The organism is Kitasatospora sp. NPDC002040 (genome assembly GCF_040296785.1).
Taxonomy (GTDB): domain Bacteria; phylum Actinomycetota; class Actinomycetes; order Streptomycetales; family Streptomycetaceae; genus Kitasatospora.
Map to the genome: position 1 here is coordinate 168,159 of NZ_JBEOXV010000004.1, position 16,196 is coordinate 184,354.

At 69.4% G+C, this 16,196-nt stretch carries 9 protein-coding genes; 5 read left to right on the forward strand and 4 right to left on the reverse strand.

Annotated features, from left to right (window positions below):
- Positions 1-87 precede the first annotated feature (87 nt).
- Together ABT118_RS13905 and ABT118_RS13910 are read right to left on the reverse strand one after the other, a co-directional pair.
- Entirely contained in the window at positions 88-582 is a 495-nt protein-coding gene (locus ABT118_RS13905) for a DUF3145 domain-containing protein (RefSeq protein ID WP_350668088.1), read from the reverse strand.
- Between the two features lie 411 nt (positions 583-993).
- A complete protein-coding gene (locus tag ABT118_RS13910; RefSeq protein WP_350668091.1) occupies positions 994-2,019 on the reverse strand; it encodes an NADP-dependent oxidoreductase in 1,026 nt (341 codons plus the stop codon).
- A gap of 103 nt (positions 2,020-2,122) precedes the next feature.
- Here ABT118_RS13910 and ABT118_RS13915 point away from each other — a divergent pair, with 103 nt between their 5' ends.
- The 3 genes from ABT118_RS13915 (at position 2,123) to ABT118_RS13925 (ending at position 6,506) form a co-directional block, all read left to right on the forward strand.
- Positions 2,123-2,593, forward strand: a complete 471-nt coding sequence (locus ABT118_RS13915; RefSeq protein ID WP_350668096.1) for a MarR family winged helix-turn-helix transcriptional regulator — start codon at positions 2,123-2,125, stop codon at positions 2,591-2,593.
- Between the two features lie 218 nt (positions 2,594-2,811).
- Positions 2,812-4,266 carry an LCP family protein gene (locus tag ABT118_RS13920; RefSeq protein WP_350668103.1) on the forward strand — a complete coding sequence of 485 codons (1,455 nt, stop codon included), beginning with the start codon at positions 2,812-2,814 and terminating at the stop codon, positions 4,264-4,266.
- A 155-nt stretch (positions 4,267-4,421) separates the two neighbouring features.
- Positions 4,422-6,506, forward strand: a complete 2,085-nt coding sequence (locus ABT118_RS13925; protein ID WP_350668106.1) for a hypothetical protein — start codon at positions 4,422-4,424, stop codon at positions 6,504-6,506.
- A 31-nt stretch (positions 6,507-6,537) separates the two neighbouring features.
- Here ABT118_RS13925 and ABT118_RS13930 read toward each other — a convergent pair whose 3' ends face one another.
- Positions 6,538-7,440: a 1-aminocyclopropane-1-carboxylate deaminase/D-cysteine desulfhydrase gene (locus tag ABT118_RS13930; protein WP_350668109.1), complete on the reverse strand. Its 903-nt coding sequence runs from the start codon at positions 7,438-7,440 to the stop codon at positions 6,538-6,540.
- A gap of 296 nt (positions 7,441-7,736) precedes the next feature.
- On the opposite strand from ABT118_RS13930, the gene ABT118_RS13935 reads away from it, so the two are divergent.
- Positions 7,737-8,060 carry a hypothetical protein gene (locus tag ABT118_RS13935; protein WP_350668113.1) on the forward strand — a complete coding sequence of 108 codons (324 nt, stop codon included), beginning with the start codon at positions 7,737-7,739 and terminating at the stop codon, positions 8,058-8,060.
- A gap of 221 nt (positions 8,061-8,281) precedes the next feature.
- Positions 8,282-8,590: a hypothetical protein gene (locus ABT118_RS13940; protein ID WP_350668116.1), complete on the forward strand. Its 309-nt coding sequence runs from the start codon at positions 8,282-8,284 to the stop codon at positions 8,588-8,590.
- 93 nt (positions 8,591-8,683) lie between these two features.
- On the opposite strand, the gene ABT118_RS13945 is transcribed toward ABT118_RS13940, so the two are convergent.
- The gene (locus tag ABT118_RS13945; protein ID WP_350668122.1) at positions 8,684-15,850 is read right to left on the reverse strand and encodes a polymorphic toxin-type HINT domain-containing protein; all 7,167 of its coding nucleotides are present in this window, start codon (positions 15,848-15,850) and stop codon (positions 8,684-8,686) included.
- Between the last annotated feature and the right edge of the window lie 346 nt (positions 15,851-16,196).

The window sequence follows — 16,196 nt, forward strand, 5'->3', positions numbered from 1 at the left end:
CGGTCATACCGGAAGCCCGGTGCACGGATCCGTCCGTGCACCGGGCTTCCGGCGTTCTGCGGCCGTGCTGCCGTGCTCCTGGCCCGGTCAGACCACCTGGTGCAGCCAGCGCACCGGGGCGCCCTCGCCCGCGTAGCGGAACGGCTCCAACTCGTCGTCCCAAGGCTTGCCGAGCAGCCTGGCCAGGTCGGCCTCCAGGTCGGTGCCCTCGTTCCTGGCCCGGAGCAGGACGGCGCGCAGCCGGTCCTCGGGGATCAGGATGTCGCCGTGGATGCCGGTGACGGCGTGGAAGATGCCGAGCGCGGGGGTGGAGCTGTAGCGCTCGCCCTCGGTGCTCGTGGTCGGCTCGCTGGTGACCTCGAAGCGGATCAACTGCCAGCCGCGCAGGGCGGATGCCAGCCGCGAGGCGATGCCGGGCTCCCCCTGCCAGGAGAGCTCCGCCCGCCAGTGGCCGGGCGCGGCGGGCTGACGGATCCAGTCGAGACTGATCCGTGCGCCGAGCACGCCTGCCACCGCCCACTCGACGTGCTGGCACAGCGCGCGGGGCGCGGAGTGGATGTACAGGACTCCACGTGTCGTCACCGGGACCTCCAGGCTGTGGACGAGGGTCGCCTTCCCCAGCTGCCTCGTGCCCGTCGCCGGTCTGCGCCGTCTCCGTCGTGCTCTGTCGTTACTGGTTGGTGCTGCTGTCTTTCCGGTACTCGTCTTTCCGGTCCTGCCCCCGCCGCGCTCAACTTATTCGACATATAGGTAATTAAGTTGAGCAAAACGGACAGCTTTCACCCCATGCTAGCCCGATCCACCCCGAGGTCTACCCCTCGTCAGGATCTCTCCCCCGAACGGCCCCATCCTGGTCGGTCCCACCGTAGCGCCCTGCGCACAGGGCCGTATGACGGTCCGTCGGATCGGGGCCGCACGCCGCCGCGCACGCGCCCGTACCCAAACCGCCCCCGCCGGAAGGGCGGGGGCGGCGGGGCGGCGGTCGCCGTGTGCTCAGTGGGTGAGGCGGACCACCATCTTGCCGGTGTTGGCACCGCCGAGCAGGCCGATGAAGGCCTCGGCGGTGTTCTCCACGCCGTCCACCACGGTCTCGTCGTAGCGCAGTTCGCCGCTGCTCAGCCAGCCCGCCATCTCCTGGACGAACTGCCCCTGGAGCGCGGCGTGGTCGTTGACCAGCATGCCCTGCAGGCGGAGCCGCTTGCCGATCGCCAGCGCCAGGTTGCGCGGACCGGCCGGGGCGGTGGTGTCGTTGTACTGCGCGATGGCGCCGCACAGGGTGACCCGGCCGTGCACGTTGAGCGCACCGATCGCGGCCTCCAGGTGGTCACCGCCGACGTTGTCGAAGTAGACGTCGATGCCGTCCGGGGCGGCGGCCGCGAGCTGCTCGCGGACCGGGGCGTCCTTGTAGTTGAAGGCCGCGTCGAAGCCATAGCCGTCCACCAGGGTGGCCACCTTCTGCGCCGAACCGGCCGAGCCGACCACGCGCTTGGCACCCTTGAGCCTGGCGATCTGGCCGACCAGCGAACCGACCGCGCCGGCCGCGCCGGAGACGAAGACGGTGTCGCCCTCCTGGAAGCCCGCCACCTCCAGCAGGCCCGCGTACGCGGTCATGCCCGGCATCCCGAGCACGCCCAGGTAGTAGGAGAGCGGGGCGAGTTGGGCGTCCACCTTGACCGCGTGCTTGGCGTCGAAGGTGGCGTACTCGCGCCAGCCGAGCCCGTGCAGCACCGCGTCGCCGACCTCGAAGCCCTCGGCCTCGGAGGCGACCACGTAGCCGACCGCGCCGCCGTCCATGACCCGGTCGAGCTGGAACGGCGGGACGTACGACTTCACGTCGTTCATCCGGCCGCGCATGTAGGGGTCGACCGAGAGGTACTCGTTGCGGACCAGGATCTGCCCCGGGCCGGGCTGCCGGACCGGCGCCTCGACCAGCGCGAAGTCGGCGGGCTTCGGCCAACCGTCGGGACGGGCGGCCAGCTGCCACTCGCGGCCGGTGGTGGGGGTTGCCTGCTCTGCCATGGCTGTACTCCTCGTCGCGCTGAGCCACCTGAAAGGTTGACCTACTGAAGCAATCGTGGGCATGAAAGGTTCACCTTGTCAAATATTCAGTTAGACTGGATGCATGGAGACCAAGCCCGCCCAGGACGCCGCTGCGCCCACCGATGCCATCACCCGCGAGGTCGTGGACCTGATGGCCGGTCTGGTCGCGCTCTTCCACCGCGAGTACGAGGAGGCCGCCGCCGCCCGATCGCTCACCGGTGCCCAGGCCAAGGTGCTCGCCCTGCTGCGGCGCGGCCCGATGCCGATGCGCCACATCGCCCAGACCCTGAGCTGCGAGCCGTCCAACATCACCGGCATCGTCGACCGCCTGGAGGGCCGCGGCTTCGTCACCCGCGAGGCCGACCCGCAGGACCGCCGGGTCAAGCTGGTCGCCGCCACCGACTCCGGCGGCGCCGCCTCCGAGGAGCTCCGCGAGTCGCTCAACTTCGCCCGCGAGCCGCTCGCCGCCCTGAACGAGGAGGAGCGCACCCAGCTGCGCGACCTGCTCAGCCGGATCCTGCGGCACGCCGGGCCGGACGACGCGGGGGCCTGAGCACCCGGGGTTCCGGCCGCGGAGCTCCGACCGCGCGGCACCCGGGCACGCCTCCTTCACAGGGGGGCGACTGATCCTGCACGGACGTTCCTTGTTAGATTGCGCTTTCGTGTAACCGACCGACCCGCCGGACCGTCTAAATAACGAGGGCCCAGCAGAGCCCCCGCAGACCGACGGAATCCGCCGAGCGGCCGCAGCAGAGAGCGCCTGACACCATCATGAGCGACCCGAAGATCCGGCCTGCCTCCCGTCGGAAGCGGCTGGCCAAGTTCGCCGGTGCGACGGCAGCTGTCCTGGTACTGGCCACCGCAGGCACCGGGGCGTGGTTCTACCACCGCCTCGACGGCAACATCACCACCTTCGACGCCGGCGGCATCGCCACCAGCCGGCCCCCGGTGCCCACCCCCGCCAAGGTCGGCGGCGGCCTGCCGGTCAACGTCCTGCTGCTCGGCTCGGACACCCGCAACGACGGCAACGGCGACCTCGGCGGCGGCGACGAGGGCGTCGGGCACTCCGACACCGCGATCGTGCTGCACGTCTACGGCGACCGCCGGCACGCCGTCGCGGTCTCGATACCCCGCGACACCCTGGTCACCGTCCCGGCCTGCAAGCTGGCCGACGGCCGGTGGACCACCCCGCGCACCAACCAGATGTTCAACTCCGCCTTCACCGTGGGCGAGTTCGAGCAGGGCAACCCCGCCTGCTCGCAGAACACGGTCGAGAACCTCACCGGTCTGCGGATCGACCACACCATCGTGGTCGACTTCAAGGGCTTCGCCGCGATGACCGAGGCGGTCAAGGGCGTCGACGTCTGCGTGCCCAACGCCGTCGACTCCTACGGCATACACCTGGAGAAGGGCCGGCAGACCCTGGCCGGGCAGCTCGCGCTGGACTACGTCCGGGCCAGGCACGGCTTCGGCGACGGCTCCGACATCGGGCGGATCAAGCGCCAGCAGGCCTTCCTCTCCTCGCTCATCAAGAAGGTGCAGGACCAGGGCTTCAACCTGACCACCCTGCTCCCGCTCGCCGACGCCGCGAGCAAGTCGCTGACCGTCGACCCCGGGCTCGGCACACCGATGAAGCTGGTCGACTTCGCCCAGTCGCTGCAGGACATCAAGCTCGCCGACATCGAGTTCGTCACCGTCCCCTGGCGCTACCAGGGCGACCGGGTGGCCCTGGTCCACCCCGACGTCGACCGGCTCTGGGACCTGCTCCGCCAGGACCGCACCCTCGACGGCCAGTCGACCGGCCAGGTGACCGCGGCCCCCTCGGAGACCCCCTCGATCCCCGCCGTCACCACCCCCGTGGTGCTGCTGAACGCCACCCGCACCGCGGACCTGGCCACCCGCACCGGCGAGACCCTCAAGGCCCAGGGCTACACCGACATCACCGTCGGCCCCACCCCCACCAGCACCCGCCGCACCACGCTGATCACCTTCCCCAAGGCCCAGCTCGACGCGGCCGAGGCGCTGGCCCGCTTCTTCCCCACCGCCGAACTCGTCCCCGGCTCCGCCGCCACCGGACTCACCGTCACCCTCGGCCGCGACCTCGCCCCCGCCACCCCGGCCGGCACCACCACCCCGACCCCTTCGGGCACCGGCGTCCCCACCGGCATCGCCGAGAACACCCGCACGGCCGACTCCGACCTCTGCTCCAACCTGACGTTCGGTTAGCCGGGCCGCCGGCGCCGCCCGACGGGTGAAGGTCCGGTGCGAAGCACCCCGGTTCCCCCGCGCCGCAGGGCATGAATCACACTTGGGGTGGCGGAACATCTCCGCACGGGGGGCCGGTTCCTTCCGGAACCGGTCGAACAACTTGCGGGGGAATCGTGTCGACATCGACACTCACTACGGTCTCGAGCGCCTCCATACCGGAGACCGCCACGGACACCACCGGCCGCCGGAGATTCGGCGGCCGACGCCCGGAGCCGGCGCTGCTCCGCTTCGCGGCCGTCCTGCTGGCACTGCCGCCGCTCGCCCACCTGGTCTCGGCGGATCTGCTCACCTTCCTCGTCCTCTGGGTCGCGGCAGCCGCGCTGATCCGGTCCCGCGCCACCGCGTTCGACCGCCTGATGATCTCCGGTACCGCGCTGATCGGCTGGACCTGCGCACTCGGGATCCTGGCCAGCCGCTGGCCCTGGGGCCTGCACCCGGTGGCGCTCGCCGAAGCCACCGCCGTCCTGCTGATCGCGATCCGGGCGGTCCACCGGCCCGAACCCACCGCATCCAGGCCGTCGTTCGGCACCGCGGTCCGCCGACTGGTCCCCGTCCGGGACCACCCGCTGCTGCTGACCGGTGGGCTGACCGTCGCCTTCTTCCTCTACCCGCTGCTGCGCCTCACCGACGTCGGCCGGATCGCCACCGTGATCCCGGCCGAGGACCTCGGGCGGCACGCGGCGCTCTACGACACCCTGCTGCGCATCGGCGGGCTCGCCTCCCTGCACCAGGGCGACGCGGCCACCTCCCTGCAGACCGGCATGGCCACGTACCCGCAGGGCAGCCACCTGACGCTGGCCACCGTCACCACCTTCCTGACCGGTGGGACCGTGCCGAGCGGCTCGATCGCCGAACTCGCCCTGTTCGCACTGCTCAACAGCCTGGTCACGGCCGGGCTCGGGGTGGCCGTCCTCTGGGCCGTGCACCGGGCCGCCGGCCCCGCCCTGCGCGGCTGGCGCAGCCTCGTGCTGCTCCTTCCGACCGCCGCCCTGCTGCTCGTCCTCGAACTCCCGCAGATGCAGGTCCGCGGCTTCCTCAGCGAGATCTTCGCGCTCGGCCTGCTCGCCGTCCTGGTCGGGCTGGCGATCCGGCCGCTCTCCCGCACCCGCGAACAGATCGTCGTACTCGGTGCCCTGACCGTCGGCATCTCCTTCGGCCACTACCTGCTGCTGCCGGCCGCCGGGATCGTGGTGCTCGCCTGGACCGCCGTGCACCGGCGCACCTGGCGCGCCCACTGGGTCCTGCTGCTGCTGACCGGTGCCGCGACCGGGGCCCTCGCCCTCTTCCCGGTGTACGCCAACCTCGCCCAGGCCGGTGAGGCCGAGGTGCTGACCTACCCGGGCGCGATCGTCCCGGTCGGCCGCAACCTGCTGTTCCCACTGGTGGCCGTCGCCCTCTGCGGGCTGCTGTCCAAGGGCTCCCGGGCCAACCGTCCGCGCCGGATCGCCCTGCTCTCGGGCAGCGCGACCGCGGCGCTCGCGTTCGTCGTGATGGAGTACCAGCTCAAGAGCACCGGCGGCACCTCGTACTTCTACGAGAAGCTGCTGCACCAGCTCCTGGTGGTCGGCCTGATCTGCTTCGCCGCCGCACTGCTGCCGCTGCTCGGCCGCCGCCCGGTCGCCGGGGAGCACCGCGGTGCCGGTCCCTCTCGTCCCGCTCTGCTGCGGCTGCGGTCCGGCGCGACCGTCCTGGTCGCCACCGGCTGCGCGGTGTTCGCCGTGCTCAGCAGCGGCCAGCCCGGCCGCGGCGCCGAAGGGGGCTGGGCCACCAGCGCCGGCCGGGGGCTGCTCCGCAACGACTACGACCGGACCGACATCGCGCAGCGGATCGCCGCGATCGAGGCCGCCCGGCCCGACCACGACCAGCTCCTCACCATCTCGCTGGCCGGTTCCCGCGCCTACTCCGAGCCCAACGACTGGGGCTCCGCCCAGGACAACCTCTGGTTGAGCGTGCTGGGCCAGGACCAGGGCCGCACCTGGAAGGCCTGGGCCTGGGGCCTCTACCCCCGCACTCCCAAGGAGATCGTCGAGTACGCGGCCGCCTCCCCCCAGCCCGTCCGCTTCTTCCTCGACGACCCCGAGCTCCTCGCCAAGGTCAAGGAGCTCGCGGCCGGGCGCCCGGACCCGCGCCTGGAGCTCTACCTGATCAAGCCGGCCGGCCCCGGCAAGCGCGTCGCCGAGCAGGTGGCCGTGCGCTGACGGACCGTCGCCCTCGCCCCCTCTGGTGCGGTCAGACCGGGTCGGGCAGGCCGGTGACGAGGACGGTCACGCGGGTGCCCGGGGGGAGTTGGCGGTTGAGGGCCGCGTGATGGACGGCGTGCAGGGTCTTGGCGACGTAGCGGCGTTCCAGGACCAGGCCGTGGCGGTGCTCGAACTCGGCGGCGAAGGCGGTGAGTTCGGGGGTGATCCGGCCGTAGCCGCCGCCGTGGTGGGTGTGGGTGATCCGCCAGTTGTCGAACGGGTGGGCGTAGGTGGCCCGGTGGAGGTCGGCGACCTCGCGTTCCAGGTAGCCCTCGCCGCGCAGGACGGCCACGCCGAGGGCCCGGGCGCCGGGCGGGAGGCCGGCGGCGAGGCCGGCCAGGGTGCCGCCGGTGCCGACCGGGCAGACCAGCAGGTCGGCCGGGCCGAGGTCGGGGATCTCGGCGGGGACGGTCGCGGCGCCTCGGACGGCGAGCGGGTTGGAGCCGCCCTCGGGGAGGACCAGCCAGCCGGGGGCCGGGGGCCGCTGTTCGGTCAGCAGGGCCCGGTACGCGGAGCGGGCCACGAACCGCAGCTCCATCCCGCACGCCTCCGCCGCCCGCAGCGACCAGTTGCGCGGGGCGGCGGCCAGTTCGTCACCGCGCACCACCCCGATGCTCGGCAGCCCGAGCGCCTGCGCGGCCGCCGCCACCGCCCGCAGGTGGGTGGAGTACGCCCCGCCGTAGGTCAGCAGCCCCAGCGCGCCGACGGCCACCGCGTGCTCCAGGTTCGGCGCGAGCTTGCGCCACTTGTTGCCGGGGACGGTGGGGTGAGCCAAGTCGTCCCGCTTCAGCCGCAGTTCCACCCCGGCCCGGGCGAAGTCGGGGTCGTCCAGCACCTGCAACGGGGTCGGGAGATCGGCGGGGAGCAGCACGCAGGACAGGATACGAGCCAAGGACACGACCCTCTCGCGGAGCTCACCGTCACCTGCCCTGGGAAGACGTTCGTGTCGCCAATATGCAGGCTTTGGGTAATTTGAGGCCTGCCCGAAAAGTCCCTTCTCGGGCCTTAAACCCGAAATGCGGTTACTGCTCAAGCGTCTAGGCGTCTACAGTTCATGCCGTTTTGCCCCGAAAGCTCCTGTCCGGTTCGAAAAGGTCCCGCGTTGTCCGACGGGTCGAGACAGGGGCAGATGCGAGCCAGCCACCCTGAACAGGTGCTACTGCCACAGAGCAAAGACACCCGCGCACGGTGAGGCCGCTCGCGGTCTCCCCGATGCTGCTCAACTGGGTGGACGATCTCGGCCGGATCGTGCTGCTCGGCCCACTGGTACGCAGCCGCCAGGCTGAGCTCGGCCGACTCGGGCGGGAGTGCCAGCTGCTGATCCTGGGTGCGGCCACGCTGATGCCGCTGCCGCACATCCTCTTCGCATTTTTCGCCCTGCGGCTGGCCACCACCGCCGCGGTCTCCCCGATGCACGAGGCCGGCGTCCTACTCGGCGGCACCTTCCTCGCCAAGGGGCGCCTGGGGGCCCGACTGCTGGCCGCCGGGGCCATCATTGACCGGCCGCTCTGATCGCCCTCGGGTAGGGCCGGGCCGGGGCTGGCTGACGGTTTGTCATGGCGGCGGCGCCCAGCGGCTCACGCGGGTGTCAACACTGCCCCCACCAACCCGCACCCCGCCGCAGGTCAGCTGGGCAGCAGCGGCTTTGTGTTGCACCCGTCCCCCTCCAGATCAGTTGAATGCGACCCCAGACAAGCCACTTCCTTGCTGGTCGGAGGGGTATCTCCGTCTTCATGCCCGGCCGCTGGGCCGACTATTGGCCGGTGGATCCGGATTCAGGGACCGGCCGGCACTTCGCGAACGTGGAAGGAACCGCAGAGAACGAACCCCGCGGGCCGACCGTCGTCAAGCAGGACAAACCGGTGAAACTGATACCGCAAATGCTCTGGAACTTCGACAAGCTCATCGATCTCGGAGTTCTCGTCCACCTCGTTGATCGACAAATGGCCGTACGAGGAGCGGGTCTTCATGCCAGCCACATTGCCGAAGGCAACCTCGGTGACCGTACTCTCACCCTCCACTCGACTGCTGCGAAAAATTAGCATTCGATGTGATATCTGGTAGGACCAGAGCCACATGCGAGTTGAAAATCGAGGAAACTTCTGATTCGTTGTCATATTGAAGTCCGATTGTTTTCAGCCACTGAATGGATTCTTTGTCGGCTTACCGTCCTCGTAGAAGGTAACGCGGTTCTGGACCTCCGGGGGCGCTGCTTTGATCATGGCGAGCTCCCAGGCGGTGAACTCCACACCGACAGGGGGGCTGGACGCTCCCTCGGCCGGCTTGGCGTACTCGATAGCGTTCTTGCTCCCGATGCCGTCGAGGTTGAAGTGGATCTCGGTGGTGCTCTTGGGATCGAGCACCTGCCGCACTACCTCGGTCCAGTTGCGGTCCCCCCAGTCGTTCCAATGGGGGGCACCGGTCATGTCGGCGAAGTCCGCGAGGGCCCATTCATCCGTGTCGGTCGAGGTCTTACCCAAGGAGACCTTGGTGAAGCAGGAGTCGCCGGTGTTGTGGACCAGCACCGGGGCGGAGCCCGCCAGTACGTAGTAGGTGTGCAGGTCTGCGACGGTGAGGTTGCGCATGCCCGCCTCGCCCGGCACCGGGGTCACGGCGGCGATGCGGACCCGGTCGCCGGAGGAGGTTGCCAGCGAGTGACCCACCGGCAGGTGGCCAGCCGGTGTCCACGTGCCGGTGGTGGCATCCCAGAACGGGTGATTGGCAGTGGTGTGAACGGTTTGGAAGGTGCCATCGGCGAGCTGGACCTGAACGTCGGTCAGATCCTTGTCGTGGTTGAGCCAGGTAGCGGTGACCTCATGGCCGCCGCCGTGCTCGGCGGTCGACGGGTCGGCGGCCTCAACCTGGTCACCCACCTGAATATCGGAGATCGGCTTGAGCGAGCCGTCGGCCATCAGGACCAGGGTGTCGCCCGAGAAGCTGCAGCCTGCGAACTTTCCGCTGGTGTTGAAGCCCGGGATCTTTCCGCCCCCGTAGGCCAAGGCACCACCGACCACGGCATTGAGAGCCAGAGCCTGGACGTCGGTGCAGTCATTGGCGCACTGTCCGGCTGCGCCTGCGAGCGCACCGACCATCACCATGCAGCCGGCGCCGCCGCTCTCGGGACACAGCGCCGCACCGATCAGGGAGACGGCCATCGAGGCCACGAAGCCCTTTGAGGCGTCCCAGAGCTCCGAGAGGGTGACGTCGCCGAGAAGGGCCCACCGGGCGCGCACCATCAGGGGGCCGTAGGTGTGGCCGTTCGGGTCATTCCAGTGCTTGGGGTCGTTCGCGATGAAGTGCGCGAGGTCCTTCTTGAAGACCTCGAGGCGCTCCTTCGGGATCTTGTTGAGGATCTCGGTCGCGACCGGGTCCGGCTGCGCGGTGGGAGTGCCGGAGCTGGCGGCCGGGGTGCTCGGAGGGGGCGGCGTCCCCGTCGGGCAGGGGATGTCGCTGCCGTTGCCGCCGCAGGCCAGCCGTAGGCCGGTCGGGTCGCTGTGGGTAGCCGGGTTGCTGGCGGCGTAGGTGTAGCCGTTCTGCTGCTGCGGGTCGGACTCCAGGATCGGGTCGAGGCTGATGAACCTTCCGAGGCGGGTGTCGTACTGACGGGCGCCGACGGTGGTGAGTTCGGCCTTGGTGCTCAGTGGTTTGTCGAGGAAGCCATTCTTGTCCAGCCAGGACGTGCCGGGGGCGGCGCCGCGCGGGGCGCCGTACGGGGTGTACTGCTTCCAGGCCGGGTTCTTGCCGTTCGCGTCGAGGCTGACCGCGCCGGTGCCGTGCAGGTCGGTGAGGACGAAGCTGGCTGCCGTGTTCGTGACCACGGCCTGGCCACCGCCGGGCAATGGGTAGCTGCGGGTGTTGCCCTTGGCGGTGGTGTTGGTGTCGAGGGTGATCTGCTGGTTGGGCAGGAAGACGGTGATAGTGCCGGGGTCGAGGCGCTCCGCCACGTTGCCGTCGGCGTCGTAGTAGTAGGTGGTGGTGTTGCCGTTGGCACCGGCGGCCCGGAGCTTGCCCTGCTTGTCCCAGGTGAGGGTCTGCTGGCCGGCCGTGGTGGGGCGCGAGGTGGTGGCGCCGAGGCTGTTGTAGCAGTAGGTACCGGTGCTGGTGCTGCCGCCGCTGGTACCGGTGCTGGCCAGGGTGTGGGGGCCGGTGGTGGTGGGGCAGCCGGCGGCGCTGCCGCCGTAGGTGTGGGTGGTGGTGGTGTCGGCGGAGACGCCGTTCAGGGCGTGCTCCACCTTGGTCTTCGGCTGGCCGAGGGCGTCGAAGGTCCAGCTGGTCCAATACGCGCTGCCAGCGACTCCGTCGGTGACCGTGGTGGCGACGTTCTGCGGAGTCGGGACGGTGTTGCAGGCGGTGGCCGGGCCGGAACTGGTCCAGGCCTGGGTCAACCGCGCCAGAGTGTCGTAGCCAAAGCACTGGGTCTCGGTGACGGTCCCGTTGCGGACGCTGCTCTGCGCGGTGAGATTGCCGGACGCGTCGTAGCTGTACGCGGTGTTGTCGTACGGCGTGGTGGAGACCGCGGTGTTGCTGACCTTCTGATAGCTCAGTGCCCCGGTGTTGGGGTCGTAGCCGTAGTTGACGGTAGCCGGGGAGGCGGCCGGCCCGAGACCGGTCGCGGCGACCTGGCCGAGCGCGGTGTAGGTGACGCTCTGGGTATAGCCGGTGGTGCTGCTTCCGAGCGAGTACAGCTTGTCGAGGCCGTGGTAGCCGGCATAGCCGGTGTTGAGGATCTCCGTGGCCATGCCGCCGGCAGCAGGGATCAGCGTGCCCTTGGGCAAGCCGGCTGTGGCGGTGTAGGAGTGCCGGTAGAGGTACTTACCGGCGAGTGCGTGGGTGCCGGGGACGGTGAACTCTTCACCGAGCGAGGAGCCCCACGTGTTGAAGCCCTGCGCCTGGGTGACGAAGGTGCCGACAGGGGTGTCGGAGGTGACGGTGGTGAGCCGGCCCTTGGGGTTGGTCATACCGGGGACGGCGTTGTTGCTGTTGTCGTAGACCCAGGTGGCGACCGGGGTGGCGGTGGTCTGGCCGGAGACCGGGACGTCGTACCGGGCGGTCCGCCGACTCAGCGCGTCATAGGCGAAAGACGAGGTGTTCCCGGTGGAGTCGCTGACCTGCAGCAGATTTCCGACCGCATCGTAGACACTTGGCGAGCCGGCGGGCGTCGACCCGGAGTCGGGATCGGCGCTGGTGATCAGCTGTCCGAGAAAGTCGTAGCCACTGGTCCAGGTGGCGCCGAGGGCATCAATGCTCTGGTACGGGCGGCCCAGCCGATCGAAGGTGTGTCTCGTGGCCTGGGTGGTGCCGCCGGTCACGCTCACGGTGGTGAAGCCGCCGGTAATCTGGGTGCTGACGGTGGGTGAGGTCGCGTACTGGTCCAGTTCGGTGGCGCGGCCGAGCGCGTCGGTGACGGTCGCGGAGGCGGCCGTGCCGGTGGGCGGCACGGTGATGGTGCGGTCGCCGAGGTACTGACTGTACGCCGTGCGCTTGACCACCTGTTGGGAGAGCGAGGTGACCACGGTGGGCCGACCAAGGCCGTCGTACGCGGTCTTGGTCAGTTGGTCGACATTGGCTTCGCCACCGCTGGGGGCGACCAGGTCGCTACCCGGGTTGGCGCTCTTGTCCCAGTAGTTGGTGAAAGTCTTGTAGGTCCAACCGTGCGAGTCGTAGTAGGTGTCGTTGATGATCCGGCCGTCAGCGGTGGTGACGGCCTGGTTCTGGGTCTGCCGGACCCGCAGCAGAGAGTCGAGCAGCGTGCTGGCGGTCGAGTAGCCGGAAGAGTCGTTCAGCACCTTGGTGGTGACCACCACCGGCGCGTTGGTGCCGGTCGCAGGGAAGGCGTAGCTGAACAACTCGTTGGCCGGGCCGCTGGTCGGCCGGTTGTAGCGCCACACCGCGATGGTGCGGCCCAAGCCGTCCGCCTTGGCAGTGGTGACGATGCCGTTGATGTCGGTGGACGTCAGCGCGAGGCCGCGAGCCGGATCGAGAGTGGTGATCTGACTCTGGCCGACCACGTTGGTGACCGTCAGCCCGGTGGTGGTGAGGTAAGGCGTCCGGGTGTAGCTGCTGACGCTCCGGTGTCCGGCGGCGTCGTAGATCGCGCTGGGCTTGCCGAACGAGTCGGTGACCGTGCTGCCCTTGGTCTGGTAGGTGAATGCGCCGCCGCTGTACCCGGTTGCCACCTGGATCACCGACGAATCGCCCTTGGTGGGGACGGCCTGGGGCCAGGTCGGGTTGGCGGGCTGGGGCCAGGTGGTGGCCATCATGTCGTTGTCGTAGAAGGTACGCGTGGCCGAGGTGACGTCGGTCGACCTGTTGAGGCCGGTCGGCGCAGTCAGCTGGTTCATCTGTGCCGGGGTCGGCGCGGAGGCGCCGGCCGGGTTGGCACCGGCGCAGGGTCTGGCGTCGGTCTCGCTCTCGGCGGGTAGGCCGGTCAGATTGATCGCAGTGTTGGCCGGGGCGTACGTGGCGCGGGAGCAGGTCTCCTGCGAGCTGGCGGTACCAGCCAGGGACAGGTCACCGTGGTTGTAGGTGTACAACGGCAGACCGAAGGTCGGCGAGGTAGTGGTGGTGTCGTAGCTGGTGTCGGTCTCGGTGGTGCGCCAGGTCGTCGGGGTGGTCGAGGTGACGGCCTGTCGGGCCCAGGTCTCTACCTTGCCGGTGGCATTGGCGGTCAGCGGGGGAAGCCCGGTGCGGGTGCGGGTCGCGGTCGGGGCGGAGATCCAGTACGAGTTGATGCTGGAGTGGTCGACGACGGGGTTGCCGTCGTAGGTGTAGGCGGCGGACTCGAGGACGATGCCGGCGAGCTGGTCACTGTCAGGGTGTGAACCGCCCTGGGAGTCCGTCAGGCTGACCGAACGCGTTGAGGTCGGGGACAGCCAGTCGCCGTCCATGCCCCGGTAGAACCAGGATTCCGCCAGTGTGACCGGGTCGGCGCCCTGGCCGGTGCGGGTCTGCACGTCGCCGTAGCCGCGCCACTGGCCCCAGGTGCGGTACTTGGCCTGTACCACCTCGTTGTCGTCGTAGTGCCAGGCGCCGCCGTTCTTGTAGGTGTAGCCGGTGAACAGGCCGGCCGAGCCACCGGAGGGGTCGGACTGCGAGACGGACTCCACCACGTACTTGTTAAACCAGTCCGTGTACGGCGAGGTGAGGAACTTCGGCGTCCAGTTGACGGGAAAGCAGGACGACGTGTTCGTCGATGCGTTGAGGGTCTGGATGCTGGTCGGGGTGCAGGGGTCGACCAGTTTGTACTTGACGCCGATCACGCTGCCGGTCTCGGTGGTGATCGTGTTCATCCGGTAGCGGTTCATCGGGCCGAGCCCGGATCCGTTGCCGGTGGTGAAGTTGACCCGGTTGGCCATCATCGCGCCGGTGAAGGTCACCGGCGGCAGCGGCACTTCTGGGCCGCCCGCCGAGGTGTCCTTGCCGGTGCGGGTGATGGAGTCCAGCCACAGCGTGGAGGTGTTGTACGTGCCAGTGGTCGGGATGGAGTGCGACAGTGCCCAGGAGTCGACCGGGGCGTCGGTGGTGCCGTTCCACTGCGTGGTGGTGATGCCGGCCAGGCGGACGGTGGAGAAGAATGACGGCGAGGTGCTGGAGCAGGTGGCGCCCTGTGCGCAGACGAGATCAAACGGTACGTCCGGCCAGTTGGCGGCGTTGGTGGAGTTGAACGGTTGGCAGGTGCCGATGACGCAGCGGTCGCCGGTGGCGAAGGAGACCTTGTCCGCGACGGTGCCATAGGCGTTACCGTCGGTGAAGCCGTAGTCGATGTGGTCGAGGTGGCTGTCGCGGATGTAGGGCGTCATGGTGGCACCGTTGTTGCGACCGTAGTAGTTGACGTCCTGCTTGTACCAGTAGGACATCGCGTTGCCGTGCAGGTCCTTGACGTAGTCCAGGTGCCAGCGGTAGGCCATTGTGCACATGGCGTTGGCAAACGTCGCGTTGTAGCAGGGGTCGCCCGGGTTCGCGGAGTACACCGGCTCGTAGTCCACCGACTTGGTGGCCGCCTTGCCCGACGACCAGCCCGGCAGCTGGTTGCGGCCGAAGCTAAACACCGTGCCGGAGCGGTCGGTCACCGTCCAGTAGTCGGTGTTGTAGGTGCCGCTGCCGTTGTTGCTGTTGGTGACACGGGTGATCACCTGGCCGCTGTCGCCAGTCGGCTTCCAGGTGCTCTTGGCAGAGTCCCAGATCAGCGAGCTGGAGGAGCCGTTGAGCGACAGGGTGAGCAACGGGCCGTTGTAGCACATGTCGCCAGTCGCCTTGCCAGCCGGCTGGGCGATTCCCTCCGGGGAACTGGCGCAGGAAACGAAGGTCTGCTCGATGTAGGAGTCCGCCATCGACCAGCCCTCGCCGACCCACGAGGCCTGCGCCTGACTGGAGGCGGTCCTGCCGTCCACGCTGCCGGAGTCGTAGCCGAACTGGATCTTCGGAGTGAGGTCGGAGGCGGCCGGAGGCAGCGAGATCGGGTAGCTGTAGGTGAAGGAGCCGGAGGAACTGCCGGAGCTCCAGGTGCCGGACGGGCTGAGCTGGGTGGCACCGAAGCTGCCGCCGTCACCGCCACCCTCACCGGACGAGGGGCTGGACGTAGCGGCGATCAGCACGGTCCCGGCGGAGAGCGCGGCGGGCGCGGAGGTCTTGGCGGTGGGCAAGTCGGCGATGGAGAGCGGGACGACCGCGGACAGCGACTTGGCGGCGCTGTCGTTGACGGTCTCCAGCGGAGTCTGGGTGAGGCAGCCCGGCGCCTTCGGAGTGGTGAGCGCGCATGCGGGCATCGCGACCAGGCGCAGCCGGGAGGCATAGTCGCCGCCGTAGGCCTGGGCGAAGGAGCCGTAGTCAACGCCGATCCGGGCCTTGCCGTGGCCGGTGCCGACGGGAGTTACCTTGGCTACCACGCCGCTGATGCCGACCGAGCGGGCGGTATTGCGGTCCAGGACCTCGACATCGGCCGAGGACGGGCCGTCGTAGCCACCGCCCTGGCCTTCCGGCACCGCCTCGGCCCAGACCGGGCTGCCGGCCGACGGACGACTTGTGGCGTTGCCCAGAGCCGTCCGACCACTGCCAGCGGCAGGGAAAGTGGTGGCGGTCGCCTTGTAAGAGCGGGCCGGTGTCGGACGCTGGACCGGTTTGACCGGCGCGGAGGTCACCTTCACCGGGCGGCCGAGGTCGGCCTGCGGCGGCTGCGGGCTGAACAGCGGAGCGGCCTGCACGGAGGCGGCGACCGCGAGTTGGGCGATCAGTGTGACCGGCAGCAGCAGTGTGACGCGATCGCGTAGCGAACGAACTGAGCCGGACAGGCGGTGCCTCTGCATCGGTTCTCCCCCAAGCCGTACCGAACTGCCGCCGCGACTGCGGACGCGCATGTCGGCCCATCCCCGTCGGCGGCGTGCCGACAATGGCCAGGCCGGACCCTACGGTGCGAGTGCGATCTTGCCCAGCCCCGAACGGTGAGCGGCGTGGGCGGTTTGCCCAGGGAGATGACGTAATGAGAATGGGTTTTGCCAAAACTTTTCCAGTCGGCCTCTTCGCGAGAGCCGATGAGTGCGCCCACAACTGCGCTTGCTCCGGGAACAACTGATGGTCCATGAACAAGAAAGATCAGGATGAGCCGACGCGGATCGGACGGCGACAGTTGCTGGGCACAGGGGGCAAAACAAG